The organism is Acinetobacter sp. 24-47-67 (assembly GCF_056779735.1).
Window position 1 is genome coordinate 38512 of record NZ_JBWYIK010000007.1, and the last position, 22127, is coordinate 60638.

Genomic DNA, 22127 nt, shown 5'->3' on the forward strand with positions numbered 1-22127 from the left:
CTCCCCTTTGTAAATTCTTGCTATACTCACTGATCATTTTTAAAACCATTGAAGATTTATCAACCTGTGTCTGTCATTGTCAAACCTACCTTAGAACAAGAAATTGCGATTCAACAAGCGCAATCTGGTCAATCCTTCAAAGTGATTGCCTATGCAGGTACAGGTAAAACAACAACGCTTAAATTAGTCAGTGATGCGATGCAACAGCGTCGCGGTATGTATCTTGCCTTTAACAAAGCGATTGCCAGCGAGGCTCAACAAAAATTTCATCAGCGCGTGGATTGTCGTACATTCCACTCTTTAGCATTTCGAAGCGTTCCACGTGGAGTGACAGATAAACTTAGACTCCCACGCTTGAGCCCGAGCTTTATTGCCAAAGAATACCGTTTGCAACCCATCACATTACGCCGACTCATGGGGGGGCGTTACGAAAAATATGCGCTTATGCCTAGTCGTTTGGCGGGCTTAGTTGCTAATGCTGTTAGTTATTTCTGTTCAACAAGCTCGCAATATCCTGCACCCCGACATATTCAAGCACCAAGTTGGCTACATGCTGACGATATTGCGGTATTACAGCAACACCTCTATCCTGCAGTCGAACGTCGTTGGTTAGAATCAATCGACCCTAATCATCAGGCTGGCATTGGGCATGATATCTATCTCAAATTATGGGCTTTATCAGATCCTTTTATACCCGCAGACTATGTATTGTTTGATGAAGCACAGGATGCTGACCCCCTGATGCTGGGGATTTTACTCAAGCAAAAAAGTACGCAAGTCATCTATGTCGGCGATGCACATCAACAAATTTATGCATGGCGTGGGGCAGTCAATGCGATGCAACAAATGCCTTTACCCGAATCGCGCCTAACCACTTCATTCCGTTTTGGTGATGATATCGCTGAAGTTGCTAATCACTTATTAGGCGCACTCAATGAGACTGTTCCGTTGATTGGCAACCCCGAACTCCAATCAAAAGTCGTCAACAAGCCTCATACCAAAATGCGAGATGCTATTTTGTGCCGTACTAACGCACGCGCGATGGAACTTTTACTCTCAGGATTAGTTCAAGGGGACAAAGTGAGCCTGCAAGCAGATCATGCGAAATTAAATCGCTTTGTTGACGCTGCAAGCTTACTTAAACAAGGTAAAAGAGTAACGGACGTTCCAGAGTTAGCTTGGTTTAACTCTTGGCATGATGTGCATGAATATTGTGAAACAAATGATGGTAGCGACATCAAGCCTTTGGTTAAATTGGTTGATGAACATGGTACAGATCCACTCAAACGAGCTCTTGCCAAAATCACACCGATTGAACAAGCGGACTATGTAATCTCAACCGCTCATAAAGCTAAAGGTTTAGAATGGAATCGCGTGCATTTAGAAGATGATTACCAATTTAAAATTAATGGACTAGAACATAAAATTAGCGATGAAGAATTACGTTTACTTTATGTTGCATGTACACGAGCAAAAAGCAGCTTAAATATTCATCATATTTATGATTTAATACAACAACTCAAACTTAAATCCACGATTATAACGAAAGCAACAGCATAATCCCCTACGATAAGTTGCAGGCAAAATATGAAAGTTCAATCTATTCAGTTACGTCACTGTTATCATTTTTCAGATATAAAAATTAAATTTGATCCAACTCAACGACCAATATCTATTATTTTAGGTGATCAGGCCTCTGGTAAAACTGCGATTATTAAAAATATTTATCAAGCTTTAACGTGGTTTGCTGCACGCGCCAAAGATTTAAGAACCGCTGGTGTAGTCATGCTTGATTCGGATATTAAGCACAAACACATTCAAGCCAAAATAGATATTTGTGTTCAATATCCCACGGATATTGGATCTATTGAACAGGCTGCGACCGTGCAAAACAATGAAGAGGGTTTGTGCGAATGGCAACTCTATAAAACATTAACCAGTAAAGGTGTAGGTCATAGTAAAGCGCTAACGACTCAATTAGAATCACTCGTTCATCTTTATCAACAAGCGATCAAACAAGATCCTGCTCAAGGCATGCCTATGGTGGCCTATTATCCTTCTGATCGTTTTATCAACGAAGTGAATTTGCTAAGCAAAAATAATCCTGCTGTATTACAAACACATGCAGCCTACGAACTTGCAGCACTCCCTTATACAACCTTTGCTCGGTTCTTCGAATGGTTTCGTGAAATTAGTGACATCGAAAATGCACGATTAGCACAAGTTTTTCAAAAAATTCAAACCAATCAAAAATTATCCTCTCATCATGACCAAGAGGATTTAGTTGCAAAATTATTGAATCTTGAAGCAGAGATGCAACTACCATCACTCAAAGCACTCAAGAAAGCCATCCAGACATTATTCCCATCGATCAGTGACATTTATATTGAATACACGCCCAAGATCCAATTGATGCTGGTACAAAATGGTCAAGAAATTCCTTTTTCGCAATTATCTAATTCGTATCGTCAATGGTTGTGTTTAGTAGGTGATATTGTCAGACGACTTTGTCTCCTGAATCCTCATAGTATTGACCCATGCCTTGATGGTGAAGGCATTCTATTAATTGACAATATTGATGCTCAAGTAGATGAAGATTTTGTGCAAAACGTACTCAGCCGTTTGCATGAAGCATTCCCACAAATTCAAATTATCGCATCTGCATGCTCTGAATTGATTTTAAACAATGAAGTAGATGTACAACATTTTAAGTTAGAAAATAGAAAAATTGTTGAAGTAGAACAAAACCAAATCAGGGAACAATATGATGAACTATTTGCTCAACTCATGGCTAATGATTTACAAGATGATCAAATCACTGAAGTGAGTCGATCTACTGATACGCTTGATGGCTTGCGTTTGTTTGAATACTTCAAAAATTTATCAGTGTCAGAAAAACAGCGCTTTATTGAGTATCTCCAAGCTGGAGATTTATCAAGTATTTCATCACCCTAATTGATTGGAATTAGATGAATTAATCGGGTATGACTCACTCAATTTAAACAGAAATTTAAGCTTTTTTTCGCTATAATTCTGAATTGTGTAGCTAAAAAGTTTGATGTAATTTTATACATGTAATAAAATCTACTCATTCATTTTTTAATCAAAAAATGTCTATTTCTTTGCATTAGCTTTCCAAGTTGCGCAACACAACTTGTTTTTGTTTTTAAAATTCGTTCGGCTTTCAAAGTTTAAGTAGTTGGATGACTCTTTGCCATCCTCAAGCTTTTGAAAGATAAAACTCATCATAGGTTCCGGCCTACAACTCTATGGATACGAGTGTGCTACCGATTATTATATTGTTACCATTAATACTTGGCACTTTTCTTGTCCTCTGGCTGCAAAAAATCTCTCGCGGGGCTACAGCATTAGGGGCAATTGGAGTCAGCTTAACATGTTTTATCTTGTTGCTGACTCAAGCCAAAGACGTCTTTCAAGGTCAAGTCATCTCTGAACATTGGTCATGGTTACCACAGTTTGGTATCGACTTAAGCTTTAGACTTGATGCATTAGGCTTGATCTTCTCCCTCCTTATTACAGGGATTGGGACGCTCATTTATATTTATGCTTATTATTATTTAAATCATAAAAACTCTCTAAGTAAGCTATATTTCTTACTGATGCTGTTCATGGCCGCCATGCTCGGCATTTCACTTTCTAATAATTTACTTATTCTTCTTGTCTTTTGGGAAATGACGAGTATTTCGTCATTCCTTTTAGTGGGTTATTGGAGTAACTACGAAGCAGCACAGCGTGGCTCAAGAATGGCCTTAACCATCACGGGTATGGGTGGTTTAGCCATGCTCGGTGGTTTTATTCTATTAGGTCAAATCACTGGCACATATCAAATTGATCAAATCCTCAATATGACGGCACAGATTCAATCGAGTCATTTATTTGTGCCAGCCTTGCTCCTTATTCTTTTAGGTGCATTCACCAAAAGTGCTCAATTCCCTTTCCATTTTTGGTTGCCAAATGCAATGGCTGCTCCAACACCCGTGTCAGCTTATTTGCATTCAGCGACAATGGTGAAAGCCGGAATTTTCTTACTGGCGCGCTTAATGCCGATCTTTGTTGGTTCTGCTCTGTATCATAACCTCGTCACATTCATTGGTTTATTTACCTTATGTATGGCCGCATTCTTTGCCATTTTTAAGGAAGATCTAAAAGGTTTGCTCGCCTACTCCACCATTAGTCATTTAGGCTTGATCGTTTGCTTACTGGGGATTGGTTCACCACTCGCTGTGGCTGCAGCTATTTTTCATATCATTAACCATGCGACCTTTAAAGCAGCATTATTCATGATCGCCGGCATTATCGACCATGAAACAGGTACCCGTGATTTACGAAAACTCAGTGGGGTATGGCAGTTACTTCCATTTACAGCGACTTTAACCATGATCACAGCAGCCTCAATGGCTGGTGTACCACTGACCAATGGATTCTTATCTAAAGAAATGTTCTTTACTGAACTATTAGCGAATCTCTCAGGTGGTATAGGTGTCTTCGCAGCAATTATTGCAACACTCGCGGGTCTGTTTGCTGTCGCGTATTCTGTTCGTTTAGTTCATGGCGTATTTTTTGATGGTGATTTAGGCAAAGCGATTCCAAATAAAGATGCGCATGAACCACCAATTGGTATGCGTGCACCTGCAATTTTATTAGCTACATTATGTATTGCAGTTGGTCTATTACCAGCGCTCTTAGTAGGCGATATCGTCAATGCTGGTGCACGAGCAAGCACCAACCTTCCAGCTTTTGAAGGCGTACATCTAGCAATCTGGCATGGCTTTAACGTGCCTTTATTGATGAGTGCGATTGCATTGATTGGCGGTATTATTTTTTATTTTAGTCTTGCGAAGAACAGTAGAATTCGTGACATTGACCTTGATCCAATACTTGGCAAACTTCAAGGTAAAGTCCTGTTTGATCTCTTTCTCAAACATTTGCTCTTAAATTCGCGAAAATTAAAAAGAGCAACAGAAACAGGTTCTCTACAAAACTATTTATTGTGGATATTAATTTTTGCTGTTGCTTTAGTCTCCATGCCTCTCATTGGTCAAGGTATTTATGCAGGTACACGCGAACTGACGCATGCACCATTGGTTGCAATCGTGCTTTGGTTATTACTGTTTTCAGCGTGCTGGATGATGCTTTGGTTTCACCATGAACGCATTAAAGCCGTTCTTATCAGTGGAGCAGTCGGTCTTGTCGTGACGATGGTCTTTGTTACGATGTCAGCACCAGACCTGGCACTCACACAAATCACAGTCGATGTTGTCACAACTGTTTTACTTCTGATGAGTCTGTCCCTCTTACCACAACTTACGCCTTATGAATCTTCACGCACTCGTCGTTGGAGAGATGCGGTGATTGCAATCATCGGAGGCCTAGGAATCGGTTGGATCACTTGGATGATTCTAACGCGTGATCACAATTCAATCTCATGGTTCTTTGTTCAACAATCTCTACCACTCGGTGGTGGTTCAAATATTGTGAACGTAATTTTAGTCGATTTCCGTGGATTTGATACCTTTGGTGAAATCACAGTACTGGGTATTGCTGCGATTGGGACACTGTGTTTAATGGATGGAATGCGTGCTCATGGTACGACCATTACACAAGGCTTAACCTATCGCTTTAATCCATCACCGTTGATGTTCCGAATGACCGCATCTTGGGTCCTTCCGATTGCCTTAGTCGTCAGCTTATATATTTTCTTACGCGGACATAATCTTCCAGGGGGTGGCTTTATCGCAGGTCTCATTACATCAATGGCGCTTGTGATTCAGTACATTGCACTAGGTCAAGATCACACTGAACAACTCTTACGAGCAAAGTCTGGGCGTCTTTATGAAATTTGGATTGGTACTGGCTTAACTATTGCTGGTCTGACTGGGGTCGCTGCGTGGTTCTGGGGTCGACCATTCCTGACCAGTGCTCATATTTATGTAGAGCCGATCATTCTCGGAAAAATGCATTTGCCATCTGCTGCAGCATTTGATGTTGGTGTCTATGTCACAGTCGTTGGTGCAACAATGCTCATGATTTCCGTTTTAGGCGACTCACGCAACTCAAGCATCACCGGCCCTGTACCGAAGGAGTAAAGAATGATTAGTTTAGAATTTTTACTCGCCTCCGCTATTGGATTATTGGTTGCCACTGGTATTTATCTGATTTTACGTGCCCGCACTTTCCCTGTGGTACTAGGCTTGGCCATGATAGGGTATGCAGTCAATTTATTTCTCTTCGCAATGGGGCGGATTCAATTAAATTCACCTGCGATTTTAACCAATGCCACTCAAGTTACAGATCCATTACCTCAAGCACTTGTATTAACGGCAATTGTAATCGGTTTTGCCACAACTGCTTTTATCGTGCAACTAGCATTGAGAAGTCGTTATGAATCGGGTACTGATCATGTTGACTCTAAAGAAGAAATAATCAATACAGACCCAAGAGAGGATGAGCCTTAATGATGAATTTTTATGATTTATGGCTCACCCACTCGCCAATTTTAAGTATTTTAATTCCGACATTTACTGCATTTATTTTAGTGCTATTGGGTAATCCAGGTTCAGGATCTTTAGCGCATGACTGGCGTCAACCTTGGCGTCGTGGAATCAGTTTAACATCGGTTTTTCTTGGTTTAGCGACTGCAATCATTTACTTAATTCAGGCGAACTCTGGTCAGATCTATGTGTATAGTTTAAGCGAGTGGTCAGCTCCTTTTGGCATTGTACTTGTACTAGATCGTTTGGCAGCCTTTATGCTCGTGCTCACCTATGCTCTTGCGACACCAATTATTTGGTTTGCAAGTAAAGAATGGGATGAACGTGGACGCTATTTCCATGCAATGAGCCATTTTTTACTCATGGGATTATGTGGTGCATTTCTAACAGGCGACTTATTTAACTTGTTTGTTTTCTTTGAAGTGCTGTTGATGGCTTCATATGTATTGCTTCTACATGGTCAAGGCAAAGCACGTTTCCAACTTGGTATTCACTATGTAACGATCAACCTATTAGCGTCTGCATTCTTTTTGATTGGCTTAGGGATGATTTATGGTAATACTGGTAGCCTGAATATGGCTGATGTGGGTCGAATTGTACGTACACTTGAAGGTGATCAGTACAATATGGCAGTTGCAGGCGGATTAATGCTGTTTGTAGTCTTTGGTATCAAGGCTGCAATCCTCCCTGTCGGACTATGGCTACCTAAAACTTATGCCGTCGCCACGACCCCTGTAGCCGCATTATTCACCATCATGACCAAAGTGGGTATCTATGCCATTTTACGTGTGAATGGAACCGTATTCACCGATGAGCTTTCGCGAGAAATTCTCAGCACTTGGCTGCTTCCAATTGGTTTAATTACGACTATTTATGGTGTAATTGGTGCGATTGGTGCAGAGCGAATGCGTCGTTTTGTTGGTTTCATGATCCTATCGTCTATAGGAACGATTGCAATCGCCCTTTCTCTGATGACTGCAGATGCTTGGGCTGCAGCGCTATATTACCTCGTGCATAGTACGATTATTGCCGCTGCATTCTACTTGCTATGCGGTTGGATTACTTCGCAGCGTGGTGCATTCAAAGATCATCTAAAAATCGCACCAATCATGAAACAGCAGACGCTAGTTTCGATTTGCTTCTTCATTATTGCACTCATGATGGCAGGGCTTCCACCCTTCAGTGGATTCTTTGGAAAAGTATTTATCCTTCAAGCGGCCTCTGTATCTAGCTATCAATTGCTCATTATTATTGTCATTCTGATTGTAAGCTTGCTTAGTATCATAGCTTTCACTCGTTTAGGATTCGTTATTTTATGGCGTTCAACTGTACCAGAAAATGACCCTAATCAAGAGTCTTATCATGAATATCAAAAGTTACCAAGCAAGGCACCTCCACGTAATGACACCACAATTTTTGTCTTTATTATAAGTTTAATCGCTTATGTGATATTTGCTCATCCAGTCACACAGTATATTCAACAAACTGCAAATCAGTTAAATGATTCAGAACAATATATTACTGCTGTTTTAAAAATGGATGAACGTGGTGAAGTAATTAGTGTACAACCATTTGATCCCAATTATCTTCCAGAAACAAAATATGGCGGGGAATCTGCAGACCAAAATGCGCATTATATTCCACATATCGTAAGCGAGAAGGCACTCGAAGGAGAACATATCTCTGAGTACAAGCAACGTCAAATTAAAGAGCAAGAATTGAATCAGCTTCAGCCTGAAGAAGTTCAATCTAAACTTCAACCGATGGAGCAATAAATGAAACGACAAAGTTCTCTACTCGATCGAGTTTTCCCGCATCCTTTTGTTTCTGTGATTGTGGGAATAAGTTGGCTAATGCTGGCACAAAGCGCTCAGTTTTTTGATATTTTAGTTGCCATTGTGATTGGTTTAGTCATCCCAAAATTGGTACAACCTTTTATCGTTCGCACACCCAATATTCATTGGGATTTAGCGTGCAAATTAATTTTGGTCGTACTTTGGGACATTATCATCAGTAATATCCGTGTCGCTAAGCAAGTGCTTGGACCAACTGACCGTCTACATCCCAAGTGGTATCGTGTTCCATTAGATACTGATCATGATCAGGTCAACAGCTTATTGGCAATGATCATTACGACTACACCTGGTACAGTGAGTGCTGGAATCGACCAAGAACGCGGTGACATTTTGGTTCATTCAATTAACTCAGATGATCCTGAAGCTGATATTTTGGAAATCAAACAACGCTATGAAGCACCACTTATGGCGATTTTCCATGTGAAACAAGGAGATTCAGCATGACGATCTTACTTTATGCATTGGGAATTAGTTTGATTGGAATTACGATTTCAATGCTGCTCTGCTTAATGCGTTTAGTCATTGGTCCTTCTATTGTAGATCGACTACTCGCACTAGATACTTTATTTCTGAATGCAACCTGCTTGGTCGTGGTACTTGGAATTTTTTGGGCAAGTACTTCATTGTTCGAAGGTGCATTGTTGGTGGCAATGCTTGGATTCGTATCCACAGCAGCATTGGCTCGTTATTTTACGACAGGCCATGTGGTGGACTAGGAGAACAATATGAATACTCAGCTCATCATGGAAATCTTAGTTTCATTCTTCCTTCTTATCGGTGCCTTCTTTACCCTTGTAGGTGGAATTGGAATCGTAAAGTTACCCGATCTGTTCATGCGTCTGCATGCACCTACAAAGTCGAGCACACTAGGCTTAGGTAGTTTTTTAATAGCAGCTATGATTTATTCAGCTTTTCATAGTCGCTTTGGGTTTGCTGAACTACTGATTACATTACTTGCCTTTATTACGGCGCCTGTATCGGCAAATTTAATTGCACAAGCTGCATTACATTTACGTTTACGCTCTACATCAGGCGATGTCCCCGAAGCACTAGACCGCCCTCTCCCTTGGCAGCGCCAAAGAAGAATGCGTCAGTTTAATCAAGACTCATCTAAGTAATAAAAAACCTAGCTTTCGCTAGGTTTTTTTTGTTAGCTATATAGTACAGGTTGGGGATGCTCTTGGAAGCCTTCCACTTGATATTCTTCAGCTAATTTTGCCTTCCAATGATTCACGATATCCGTATAGTCAATTTCAGAAGGATGAAAATCTTCTTTGTAATATGATAAATATTCTGGAATTAGCTCGATCATCATTTTAGAAATCAGGTAAATACCATATAAGTTTCCACTGACCTTCGGTAAGCTTTTTCGACGATCTTGCCAAAATAATCGAGTCGCTGAATAAAATGTAAGACTCGCAAAACCTGTGGTTACGCTACGCATAATATTGCGGCGCACTTTGGTATCTTTGTATACCGCTTGGTAGACATCAAATGCAACTGCTCGATGTTCGATTTCCTCAATTGCATGCCACACCCAAAGCTTAGTTGCATCTTCATCTAAGGTCGACAGGACTTCAGGATGACGAAGAATATAACCACCCAATAACGCTGTAAAATGCTCAAAAGCACAGGTAATTGCTAACTGCAATTTTGGATGGGTAGTACGAATAAATTCATCACGTCGCGCTAACCATGCTTGAAAGTTGTCAAGTTGATAATCATCACGGCGCCAAGCGTCATTAAATTCCGCATGTGCTTTTGAATGCATCGCTTCTTGACCAATAAATGCTGCAATCTGCGCTTGTAATTTTTCATCTTTCACTTTATCTCGTACATTACGAACACTATGAACAAAGAATTGTTCACCAATTGGAAAGGTAGAAGAAAGTGCCGTCAACAAATGTGACATGACAGGAGAATTCGCGAAAAAATGGCGTCGAATGGCTTTAGGATTATAATTTAAACGTCGTACGGTAATCCCAATCGCTTTTGGACGATTTAAATAAGATTTATCTTTGGCGATTTGTGTAGTTGTCATTTTAGAGCCTATATGGATATAGCATTTCTTATTCATACTGTCAGAATAAATCAGATTTAATATTGCAAAAATAACCACACAGACAAATAAATTATATTTTTTGCCAATAAAGTCGCAAATTAAATTACAACTCCATTCTCTTTTTTAATTTAATTACATGATTCTTAAGATAGTTCTTGAATTGGATACTTTTGAACATTCAACAAGAGATTGTCAAACAAGTCATGCATATAAATGAAAAATCCTACCGAAGTAGGATTTTTTGTAAGGCGTGTTTTCGTTTAAACATCAAGATAATCTAAAATACCTTCAGCAGCTTGACGTCCTTCCCAAATCGCAGTTACGACCAAGTCAGAACCACGCACCATATCTCCACCGGCAAAGATTTTCGGATTAGAAGTTTGGAACTTGTATTGTTGCTGCTCAGGAGCAACGACACGACCTGAACCATCTAAATTAATACTTACATCATTAAACCATTCTGCAGGGCTTGTACGGAAACCAAAGGCCAACAGCACTGCATCAGCAGGTAAGATTTCCTCTGAACCTGGGATCGGTTCAGGACTGCGACGACCACGACTATCAGGCTCACTGAGTTGAGTCGTCACAAATTTAACACCTGTGACCTGTCCATTCTCACCCACGATTTCGATCGGCTGACGATTGAACTGAAATTCAACACCTTCTTCTCGCGCATTTTTAACTTCACGGCGTGAACCTGGCATGTTTTCTTCATCGCGGCGGTATGCACAAGTGACAGATGTTGCACCTTGGCGGATTGAAGTACGGTTACAGTCCATAGCAGTATCACCGCCACCGAGTACAATAACTTTCTTACCTTCGACACTGATAAATTCTGAAGGATCTTTCTCCCAACCTTGGCAACGATTCACATTGGCAATTAAGAAATCAAGCGCATCATAAACACCTTCCAAATCTTCACCTGCGAAACCACCTTTCATGTATGTGTACGTTCCCATACCCATGAAGACAGCGTCATAATCAGCAAGCAATTGATCAATAGTGATGTCTGTGCCAATTTCTGTATTTAAACGGAATTCAATCCCCATGCCTGTAAAGATTTCACGACGACGTTTCATCACGTCCTTTTCCATCTTAAATTCAGGAATACCAAAGGTCAGCAAACCACCAATTTCTGGGCGCTTATCAAATACGACAGGTTTAACACCATTGCGCACCAAAATGTCCGCACAACCTAGACCTGCAGGGCCTGCACCAATAATCGCGACTTTTTTATCTGTCCATTTGACATGAGACATGTCAGGACGCCAGCCCAATGCAAATGCCGTATCATTAATATACTTTTCAGCATTTCCAATGGTCACCGCACCAAATCCATCATTCAGCGTACAAGCCCCTTCACACAAACGGTCTTGAGGACAAACTCGACCGCACACCTCAGGCAGTGTATTGGTCTGATGACAAAGCTCTGCTGCTTGAAAAATACGACCTTCAGCAATCAGTTTTAACCAGTTTGGAATATAGTTATGTACTGGACATTTCCATTCACAGTAAGGGTTACCACAACCTAAACAGCGATGTGTTTGGTTTTTCGCAACTTCAGCTGTAAAGGGTTTATAAATTTCCACAAACTCAGCTTTGCGGACGTTGAGATCTTTTTTCTCTGGATCTTGGCGTGCGACATCCAGGAATTGAAAGTCATTATTAAGGCGTTCTGCCATGTCTCTCTCCGTGGGTAGATGCAGTCTGTTGTTAGTTCAGCTGCATCTGCCTATATATCTGCAGTAGTGGAATTATTGAGGATCAGCTTGAGTTGTTTTTAATAAAGTCTGCAAGTTTGCAGCTTTCGGTTTCACCAACCAGAATTTACGGCTGTAGAAATCAAACTCGTTACGGATCTTGTACGCCCAAGCACTACCAGTTTCCTTAATATGCTCATCTAAAATGCGGCTTAAGAACTCTTTATGTTCTTCCATTGATTCGGTCGAAATACGATTAAGCTCGATCAACTCGTGGTTATAATGATCAACAAAGTCATTATCTAAATCAAGTACATAAGCAAAACCACCTGTCATACCTGCACCGAAGTTATGACCAACTTTACCCAGTACCGTCACAATACCACCTGTCATGTATTCACAACAGTGATCGCCAGCACCTTCAATCACCGCGAACGCGCCTGAGTTACGAACAGCAAAACGTTCACCAGCTGTACCTGCAGCAAATAATTTACCGCCTGTTGCACCATATAAACATGTATTACCGATAATCGCTGTTTCTTGTGTTTGGAAAGGAGAACCCTTCGGTGGGAAAATTGAGATACGACCACCCGCCATACCTTTACCCACATAGTCATTCGCATCACCTTCAAGCTTGATATGCAGACCACCCGCATTCCATACACCAAGTGATTGTCCAGCAGTACCTGTCAAATTCACTTTAACAGGGTGTGCTTCCATACTTAAGTTACCATAGCGACGAGCGATCTCACCTGAAACACGTGCCCCAATAGAACGGTCACAGTTACCAATGGTAAAACTGTATTCACCACCTGTACCAGCTTCAATCGCAGGCAATATTTCTGCAATCATAGACTCAGCCAAAACACCTTTATCAAATGGTGCATTTCCTTCGACTTCGCAATATTGAGCTTTGCCTTCAGCAGCTGGATGTGATTCAAGTAAAGCACTTAAATCTAGGTGAGCATGCTTATCTGTTTCACCAGGTAGCATTTCTAGTAAATCGGTACGACCAATCAAGTCTTTCAAACTTGATACACCTAATGCAGCCAACCACTCACGTGTTTCTTCAGCAATAAAGGTGAAGAAGTTAATGAGCATTTGTGGTTCGCCGATATAGTGCTCTTGACGCAAATGATCTTGCTGAGTCGCTACACCAGTCGCACAGTTATTTAAGTGGCAGATACGGAGGTATTTACAACCCAACGCAATCATTGGTGTAGAACCAAAACCGAAGCTTTCCGCACCTAAAATAGCTGCTTTCACGACATCTAGACCCGTTTTTAAACCACCATCCGTTTGAACGCGAACTTTACCACGCAAATCATTTACACGAAGGGCTTGATGCGCTTCAGAAAGACCAAGCTCCCATGGCGAACCCGCATGATGAATCGAAGACAATGGCGATGCTGCTGTACCACCGTCATAACCAGAGATGGTGATAAAGTCAGCATAGGCTTTTGCAACACCCGCAGCAATCGTACCCACACCTGGCTCAGATACCAGTTTTACAGAGACCATCGCTTGAGGGTTAACTTGTTTTAAATCAAAAATTAACTGGGATAAATCTTCGATTGAATAAATATCGTGGTGCGGCGGTGGAGAAATTAATGTCACACCTGGTACAGAGTAGCGTAAACGTGCAATTAAGCCATTCACTTTACCACCTGGCAACTGACCACCTTCACCCGGTTTTGCACCTTGTGCCACTTTAATTTGCAGTACTTCAGCAGACGTTAAGTAAGCAGGCGTTACACCAAAACGACCTGATGCGATCTGTTTGATTTTTGAGTTACGGATTGTGCCGTAACGCGCTGGATCTTCACCACCCTCACCTGAGTTCGAGCGACCACCAATTGTATTCATTGCAATGGCAATCGCTTCATGTGCTTCTGGTGATAATGCCCCTAAAGACATCCCTGCAGAGTCAAAACGCGGAAGAATCGCTTCTACAGATTCAACTTGATCCAGTGGAATTGAATTTTCTGTTTTGAGTTTAAATAAATCACGAATGGTTGCCACTGGACGATTATTTACAAGCTCAGCATATTCTTTGAAATCTTCATATTTCCCAGAACGTACAGATTTATGTAAAGCATTAATTACATCTGGGTTAAATGCGTGATATTCCTTATCAAATACAAATTTCAGCAAACCACCTTGCTCAATTGGCTTACGTGATTTCCACGCGGTTTCTGCTAATTTTTTCAAATCATTTTCAAGATCAACAAAAGTCGCACCTTTAATACGGCTTGGAACACCTGTGAAGCATTTATTAACAACTTCTTCAGATAAACCAACAGCCTCAAATAACTGCCCACCGCGATATGAAGCAACGGTCGAAATACCCATTTTAGAAAGGACTTTCAACAATCCTTTTTCAATGCCTTTACGGAAATTCGCTTGTGCATGAATCGGATCACCTAATAACTCACCTTTCGCAATTAAATCGTTAATGACGTCATATGCAAGATATGGGTAAATTGCTGTTGCGCCAAAGCCAAGCATTACGGCAAATTGGTGTGGATCACGCGCTAAAGCTGTTTCAACAATAATGTTTGCATCTGTACGTAAACCCGCATGGATGAGGTAATGGTGGATAGCACCCGTTACCATCGCTGCATTAGCTGGTAAGAACCCTTCACGGATTTTCTTATCAGAAATCACCAATAGGGTTTTGCCATCACGAATTGCTTGCGCTGCTTCTTCACAAATACGTGTAATCGCGGCTTCTAGACCTTCAGTCTCTGCATAGTTTAGATCAATATCTGCAATCTCGTAGCCCTTACGACCTAAAGTGCGAATTTGATGCATTTTAGAGTTTGACAGTACAGGACTTGAAATAATTAATCGATCCGCATGCTCTGGACCTTGTTCAAATACATTTTGTTCACGACCCAAACATGTTTCTAAAGACATAACGATCGATTCACGTAATGGATCGATTGGTGGGTTAGTTACTTGAGCAAACTGTTGACGGAAGTAATCTGTTACATGGCGTACTTGACGAGACAATACTGCCATCGGCGTATCATCGCCCATCGAACCTACCGCTTCTTGACCACTTTCAGCGATTGGACGTAATAACTGATCTCGCTCTTCAAATGTCACCATAAACATTTTTTGCGCTGCTTTTAAAGCATCGCCTTTTAAGCCTTGATCACATAGATATTCTTCTAACTCTGGGCTGCCTTGGATACGCACTGAATTTTCACGCAACCATTGACGATAAGGACGCATTTTTTTCAGATGATTACTGACGTCTTTAGTATCCAGCAATTTACCAGTGAAAGTGTCAATGACTAAGATCTGACCTGGTCCAACACGACCTTTAGATACTACATCTTCTGGTTCATAACCCCAGACACCAATTTCTGATGCAAGTGTGATGTAACCATTCTTAGTAATTACCCAACGTGCAGGACGTAAGCCATTACGGTCAAGCATACAAATCGCGTGACGACCATCTTGAATCACAAGACCTGCTGGCCCATCCCATGCTTCCATATGTTTAGAGTTAAACTCATAGAATGCACGCAAATCAGCATCTAAAGTTTCAACGTTTTGCCATGCTGGTGGAACGAGCATGCGTAGTGCACGGAATAAATCCATACCTCCACCAACCAAGATCTCGAGCATGTTGTCTAAACTTGAAGAGTCAGAGCCAGTACGATTTACGATTGGGTTGAGCTCAGTTAAACCAGGCAAGAGCGGGTTTTCAAACTTTGGTGTACGTGCCATCGCCCAGTTACGGTTTGCTGTAATGGTATTAATTTCACCATTGTGCGCTAAGTAACGGAAAGGTTGTGCCAATGGCCAACGTGGCAATGTATTGGTTGAGAAACGCTGATGGAACACTACAATGTGTGATTCCAAACGTGGATCAGCTAAATCTGTATAAAAATCTGCAATCGCTTCAGGCATCATTAAGCCTTTATAAGAGATCACAGTTGAACAAAGTGTTGTAACGTAGAATGAACTATCTTGACTTAATTTTTGTTCAGCACGACGTCGAGCCAAGAATAACTTACGGTTAAACTCAACTTCTTCAACACCCATTGGACAGTTAACAATTACTTGTTCAAATGCTGGCAAAGACTGCATCGCAATTGAGCCTAATGCTTCATTATTGGTTGGCACTAAGCGCCATGCAATTACACGCAAACCTTCTGATTCAATTTCTTTAGTCAGCACTTGTTTTGCATGTGCAGCAATTGCAGGATCTAGGCTAAGAAAAACTGTACCTACTGCAAAAATTTCACTGAGTGTAATATCACTTAAACGTTTTGCTTCTTCACGGAAGAATTGCTTAGGCATAGCCAACAGTAGACCACATCCATCACCCGTCTTACCATCTGCAGCAATACCACCGCGGTGCGTCATACAACTTAAACTATGAATCGCGGTCTTGACCAAGTCATGACTCGCATCACCTTGCATATGGGCGATTAATCCGAAACCACAGTTATCTTTAAACTCATCCGGTTGGTATAGACCTTTAGCGGGAGCTACAGTATTAGGCGATGGCATGTGCATAGCGTACCCTTCTTCAACATGGCCCTCATTGGGCAAAACTTATCTATTCTTCAAATACGATTTCTTTATAAAACAAAGACATGATTCTGTATGTCTTTCGTTATTGAACGTCTTTTCTGATTTAATTTCACAAATGTACGAGACGATTTGCACCCATTTAAAGCAGATCAATTTGACTAAATCGCACACTAAATTAAGGTCTTCGCTCCAAAATAGGGACAATTTACTTAATCAGTGCACCAATAAAAGCAAAATCTATGCCAATATTTATTTATTCCGTGCAAGCGTTTTATTTCAATTATTTTGTCATTATTAACCGAAAAGGCACCAAATTAGAACCACTTTATCGCACCAATGATGTGCAAATTTATTATGCTTTCGTTTAATTTTGCGCCATTTTATAACATTTTAATTAAATGGATCACTAATTTGAGCCTCTTGATTCCGCTTATCCGTATTATTCTTTGAATTATCGCTCGAAATAGGGTCAACATTCGATTGCGAACGTCTCACATCAACCACATTTCCTGACTGATCTTTTCTTGTAATAGTCACATTGGTTGTTGCCTTAGCAGGATCAACCACAGGGGTTGGCTTAGGACGAACCAGCAATGACTCATCAATCAATGGTACAGCTGCAGGTCGTAATTTAATTTCGTATAATTTTGCAGTTGTTAGTTCTTCAGAACCCATGTCATTGACTTGACCCACAAACTGATTAAAGCCAGCAACTTTAGGCGCTACAGAAGGTGGTAACTTTAAATCCAATCCATTTAAAGTTGTCTTGGCAGCACCTTCCCCCATAAACAGCCCATAACCCAAAATGTACTGTTCAACTTGATCCTCACCACTCAAACGAAAATAAATGTATGGTTTACGATCAGTTTGCTTATTAAGAAAACTTTTAATTACATCTTCATTGGTAACGCGAAATAGTTCGATATAATAGTTATTTTTATTGTCTTGAATAAACTTTGTGCCTCTAAATTCAGGCGAATGGTTTCCTGAAGCCACTTTACGCGCAGTTAATTCCAAAGGTCGCACTTGATCAGTCAGCCCGCCCAAATAATTTGTTGCTGCCACCTTTTCAGGTTGAATCTGGACTTGAGTTTCTTCAATTTGCTTAGACTGAGTAACCAACTCTTTGCTATCAGTCAAAATCCAGAATACAAAAGATGCGACTAAAAACAGTATGCCACCGATCAACCAAATATATTGTTGCGCTGTGCGTGGGGATGAGTGGCGTACCGTCATGAGAAAACCTAAGATTATGCTTGATTACGTAAAATCGCTTGTTTCATTAATTCCACATCAAACTCTTTGGTAATTACTGCTTGCCCTAGCGACTTCAAGAGCACTAAACGTAATTGACCATTCAGGACTTTTTTGTCATGAGACATATATGCCAAAAATTCATCAAGTGGAATTTGAGGACATTTTATCGGTAATTTCGCACGTTGAATGATAATTTTTGTACGTTCAAGGTCAGCTTCTGTGATCCACCCCATTAAATAAGATAAATCTGCCGCCATCACCATTCCCGTCGCCACAGCCTCACCATGTAACCATTCACCATATCCCAGATAAGATTCAATCGCATGTCCAAAGGTATGACCTAAATTCAGTAATGCACGCTCACCCTGTTCTTTCTCGTCATTGGCCACAATTCGCGCTTTGTGTGCACAAGAGCGGTACACTGCTTCAGCAAGTAATTCTGGATGTTGTGCAACGAGACCATCCATGTTTTCCTCAAGCCATGCAAGAAAAACAACATCTCCTAATAGGGCATACTTAATGACTTCAGCCAAACCTGCTGACAACTCACGCTCAGGCAATGTTTTAAGTTGCGCCATATCCGCAAGCACGACCTGTGGCTGCTGAAATGCACCAATCATGTTTTTGCCTAATGGGTGGTTGATTCCAGTTTTACCGCCAACGCTCGAATCGACTTGCGATAGCAGCGTGGTCGGGACTTGAATAAAATACACTCCGCGTTGGAAACAAGCTGATGCAAATCCAGCCATGTCACCAATCACCCCTCCACCCAAGGCAAGCACTGTACAATCTCGGTTAAATCCTGCCTCAAGCAAGGCATCAAAAATTAAATTCAAATGTTCAATATTTTTATAACATTCACCATCAGGTAGAACACATGTCTCAACTTTTTTACCTAAACCTTCCACAGCTGATACATAGTGATTTAAATACAACGGTTTAACCGTTTCATTGGTAACAATCATGACCTGTTGCCCATGAATATAGGGTTCAAGTAATTGTTGCGGATCTAAATCACTACCAATGAAAATAGGATAACGGCGTTCACCGAGTTCAACGAATAAGGTTTGCATGATGTTATAAGCCAATAAAACAAATTTAATTCAATTCTTTTGCGACAATCACATTAAGAATACGTTGTGCCAAATCACGCGCAGCACCTTGATTCGTTTCAATAATATGATGTGCAACTTCACGATACAGCGGATCACGAATATTCAATAATTCACGTAATTTCTGTTCAGGATTTTCGACTTGTAATAAAGGTCGATTTTTATCACGGTAGGTTCTTTGAAGTTGTATTTCTACGGGAGTATAAAGATAAATCACAATACCTCGATCTTTTAGATAAGATCGATTAATCGACTGAGTAACTGCACCGCCACCCGTCGCAACAACTAAATTTTGTTTTGATGTTAAATCATCAATTACCAGTGATTCACGATGTCTGAATCCCTGTTCACCCTCTTTCTCAAAAATCCATGGGATGGTCGCCCCAGTTTTTCTTTCTATCTCATGATCACTATCAAGAAACTCTCGATGAAGTAAATCTGCAAGATGTCGACCAACGGTTGTTTTACCAGCTCCCATGGGCCCTACCAAATAAATATTCGGTAGGGTTTCAAACTCTTTGCTTGGCAAGGAGTCACCTATTGAATTGCTTTCATTGAAACTATATTAATTGTTTCTAGTTTGCCTGTCATTAACAATTCTTGGTGTCACAAAGATTAATAACTCACGCTTATTCTCTGTTTTACTGTCTTTACGGAATAGACGACCAACAGCAGGAATATCACCAAAGAAAGGCACCTTGGTTTGGTTAAAAATCGTTTCTTGCTCGAAAATACCACCTAACACCACAGTTTCACCGTTGTTCACAAGCACATTGGTATCAATTTGATTTTTATTCAAAATGATTTCACCATTCTGTGCATAACCTGCTGGTGAATCACTGGTAATATTCAATTTCATTTGAATTTTACCATCAGGTGTAATACTTGGCGTTACCTCTAAGCTTAACAATGCTTCTTTAAAGGAAGTCGTCGCCGTTGCAGCACCACCTGCAGTTTCAGTGGTTTGGTAAGGAATTTCCTGACCCGAAGCAACTTTCGCTTGCTGCTTATCAGCAGTGAGAACTTTTGGTGTAGAAATAACTTCACCGTAGCCATCAGCTTGTAGTGCCGACAACTCAAGGTCCAGCATAAAATCAGACATATTGATTAAACCAAATGCAATTTTACCTGCAGCCCCAGCCACACCTAAATCCACATTTAAGTTATCAGGACGTTGAATATTATAACGACCATCCTCACTTGGTGATTTTAAATCCCACAGCGTTTGATCACTACCACCAACCAAAAGATCATTATTGGTTGCAACACCTTTCGATACTACCCCCCATTTCACACCCATTTCTTTAGTGAAATCTGTTGTCGCACGTACAATACGAGCTTCGATCATGACTTGTTTTACAGAAACATCCAATAAATCAATCATCTTGCGAATTTGATCAATTTTTTGAACTGTATCGTTAATGATCAATGTATTGGTACGTGGATCAATTGAAACTGTACCACGTGGACTTAATAATGACCCGACACTGTCCCCCAATGGGTCAGTTGTTGAATTTGTATTATTACCATTAGATGAACGGCTGTTACGACCTTCAGTAATCAACTTTTCAATATCTTCAACTTTGGCATAGCTCAATTGAATATATTCGGTTTGCAATGGTGCCAATTTCACACTTTGTGCAATGGCTTTCGCCTCTTCTTCTTCGGCTTTAATCAATTCTGGAACAGGTGCAATCCAAATCACGTTTCCGTTGCGACGCTTATCCAAGTTCTTGGTTTTCATTACAATATCAAGCGCTTGATCCCAAGGCACATCTTTTAAGCGTAATGTAATATTCCCTTGAACTGAATCCGAAGTCACCATATTAATGCCGGTAAAATCAGCCAACAATTGTAATACGCGGCGCACTTCAATGTCTTGGAAGTCGAGAGAAATCTTATTACCTGTATATTTAGGTGTACGATTTTGGCTGCTTAAGCCTTTTTTCTCTTCTGGGCGTTTTAGACTGATCGTTAACTTACCATCTGTTTGATAAGCCATATATTCGAAGCTACCACTCGACTGAATGGAAATTACACCATTCGACTTATCATTATAAGCGTCTACTGTAGAGACAGGCGTCGCAAAATCATTAACGTTTAAACGGCGCACCAAATGCGATGGAATTTTGTTACCGAGGAAACGCACCACAACTTTGCTACCTTGCTGTTGTACATCTACTGGTGTATCTGCTGTTTTTAAATTCAGTACAACTTGTCCCTCACCTGCACTACCGCGCTCAAAACCAATATCTTGCAGTCCTTGTTGTACTGCTTGATAAGCGACAGGTGCTGGCGGTGTATACGCAACAGGCTGCTGATAAACAGGAGCTACTGGAGGTGGTACAGGTGCTGCAACTTGCTGACGAACCACTGGTGCAGGTGGAGCGGCAGGTCTTAAAACCGTAGGCGTTGGTGCAGTTGGTTTCAATACCTGCTGTGCTGCAACAGGAATCACAGGTGTTGGCGTTACAGGTGTCGTTGCCACAGTTGTAGCCGCAACAGGTGTAACGTTATTCGTCAGATTAGGACGTATGACTGGCTTTAAAACACTTGTTTTAGGCGCTGGTTCTGCTGCTTTGGCTTGTGTAACCACTGGCGCCGCTGGTGTTGCCACTTTCGCAGAGTTTGGATTATTTATTTTTAAAATAAAGGTATTGCCTTCAACACGTGTCGTGTAGCTCCCCTTCTGCGTTAAATTGACAGTTAACCGTGAACGCTGATCATTAGAAATGACTTCAACTGAGTTTGCTTCAGTGGTCGACACAGGTATTTTAGTATTCGCCAGTGTTTGACCTGCCTGCATAAAATCCAAAACCAGTCGAGATGGATTTTCCAATTGATACGACTGTGGCTGTGGAGGTAATCCGTTAAACATGACACGGATTTCTGTTCCTTGACCTGGCACCTGCAAAGGCACAATATTAGTCATCGTAGTTTTAGCCGCCGCTGCCTGCATAACAGCTATAGAAACAGTGGTCATAGCGAATTGACGAAGAAAACGGTTCATATACTGTCGATCCCCACCCCAAAAATTTTGCATACTCTTTTTCATTGTTATTCCTTAACTCGTC

Annotated in this window: 14 protein-coding genes and 2 pseudogenes; 8 read left to right on the forward strand and 8 right to left on the reverse strand. The window is 40.9% G+C overall.

Annotation, left to right across the window (positions count from 1 at the left end; genetic code table 11):
* Positions 1-66: 66 nt before the first annotated feature.
* The 8 genes from AC1M9K_RS09645 (at position 67) to AC1M9K_RS09680 (ending at position 9486) form a co-directional block, all read left to right on the forward strand.
* Positions 67-1560, forward strand: a complete 1494-nt coding sequence (locus AC1M9K_RS09645; protein ID WP_481589142.1) for a UvrD-helicase domain-containing protein — start codon at positions 67-69, stop codon at positions 1558-1560.
* Between the two features lie 27 nt (positions 1561-1587).
* The gene (locus AC1M9K_RS09650; protein ID WP_481589143.1) at positions 1588-2955 is read left to right on the forward strand and encodes an AAA family ATPase; all 1368 of its coding nucleotides are present in this window, start codon (positions 1588-1590) and stop codon (positions 2953-2955) included.
* 314 nt (positions 2956-3269) lie between these two features.
* Entirely contained in the window at positions 3270-6107 is a 2838-nt protein-coding gene (locus AC1M9K_RS09655) for a monovalent cation/H+ antiporter subunit A (RefSeq protein WP_481589144.1), read from the forward strand.
* A 3-nt stretch (positions 6108-6110) separates the two neighbouring features.
* Complete coding sequence (locus tag AC1M9K_RS09660; RefSeq protein WP_092767259.1) at positions 6111-6476, forward strand: Na+/H+ antiporter subunit C; 366 nt, start codon at positions 6111-6113, stop codon at positions 6474-6476.
* Positions 6476-8287, forward strand: a complete 1812-nt coding sequence (locus AC1M9K_RS09665) for a monovalent cation/H+ antiporter subunit D (protein ID WP_481589145.1) — start codon at positions 6476-6478, stop codon at positions 8285-8287. Before AC1M9K_RS09660 ends, AC1M9K_RS09665 begins: the two co-directional genes overlap by 1 nt.
* Positions 8288-8812, forward strand: a complete 525-nt coding sequence (locus AC1M9K_RS09670) for a Na+/H+ antiporter subunit E (RefSeq protein WP_481589146.1) — start codon at positions 8288-8290, stop codon at positions 8810-8812.
* Positions 8809-9084 (forward strand): monovalent cation/H+ antiporter subunit F, encoded by a 276-nt coding sequence (locus AC1M9K_RS09675; RefSeq protein WP_481589147.1) that lies wholly within the window; start codon positions 8809-8811, stop codon positions 9082-9084. Before AC1M9K_RS09670 ends, AC1M9K_RS09675 begins: the two co-directional genes overlap by 4 nt.
* A gap of 9 nt (positions 9085-9093) precedes the next feature.
* Positions 9094-9486 carry a Na+/H+ antiporter subunit G gene (locus AC1M9K_RS09680; protein WP_035263996.1) on the forward strand — a complete coding sequence of 131 codons (393 nt, stop codon included), beginning with the start codon at positions 9094-9096 and terminating at the stop codon, positions 9484-9486.
* A 32-nt stretch (positions 9487-9518) separates the two neighbouring features.
* Here the strand turns inward: AC1M9K_RS09680 and AC1M9K_RS09685 are convergent, their stop codons facing one another.
* The 8 genes and pseudogenes from AC1M9K_RS09685 to AC1M9K_RS09720 all read right to left on the reverse strand — a co-directional run.
* Positions 9519-10409, reverse strand: coding sequence for a metal-dependent hydrolase (locus AC1M9K_RS09685; RefSeq protein ID WP_481589148.1), 891 nt, complete (start codon positions 10407-10409; stop codon positions 9519-9521).
* Positions 10410-10690: 281 nt separating this feature from the next.
* Complete coding sequence (locus AC1M9K_RS09690) at positions 10691-12112, reverse strand: FAD-dependent oxidoreductase (protein WP_481589149.1); 1422 nt, start codon at positions 12110-12112, stop codon at positions 10691-10693.
* A gap of 72 nt (positions 12113-12184) precedes the next feature.
* Positions 12185-16660, reverse strand: a complete 4476-nt coding sequence (gene gltB / locus AC1M9K_RS09695; protein WP_481586813.1) for a glutamate synthase large subunit — start codon at positions 16658-16660, stop codon at positions 12185-12187.
* Between the two features lie 414 nt (positions 16661-17074).
* The gene (locus tag AC1M9K_RS09700; protein WP_481589150.1) at positions 17075-17920 is read right to left on the reverse strand and encodes a hypothetical protein; all 846 of its coding nucleotides are present in this window, start codon (positions 17918-17920) and stop codon (positions 17075-17077) included.
* 14 nt (positions 17921-17934) lie between these two features.
* A complete protein-coding gene (gene aroB / locus AC1M9K_RS09705; RefSeq protein ID WP_481589151.1) occupies positions 17935-19014 on the reverse strand; it encodes a 3-dehydroquinate synthase in 1080 nt (359 codons plus the stop codon).
* A 25-nt stretch (positions 19015-19039) separates the two neighbouring features.
* Positions 19040-19582, reverse strand: coding sequence for a shikimate kinase AroK (aroK, locus tag AC1M9K_RS09710; RefSeq protein WP_035263975.1), 543 nt, complete (start codon positions 19580-19582; stop codon positions 19040-19042).
* Between the two features lie 36 nt (positions 19583-19618).
* Positions 19619-21349, reverse strand: a pseudogene (locus AC1M9K_RS09715) (type IV pilus secretin PilQ); the annotation flags it as partial.
* Between the two features lie 408 nt (positions 21350-21757).
* A pseudogene (locus AC1M9K_RS09720) lies at positions 21758-22108 on the reverse strand (type IV pilus secretin PilQ); the annotation flags it as partial.
* Positions 22109-22127: the final 19 nt, after the last annotated feature.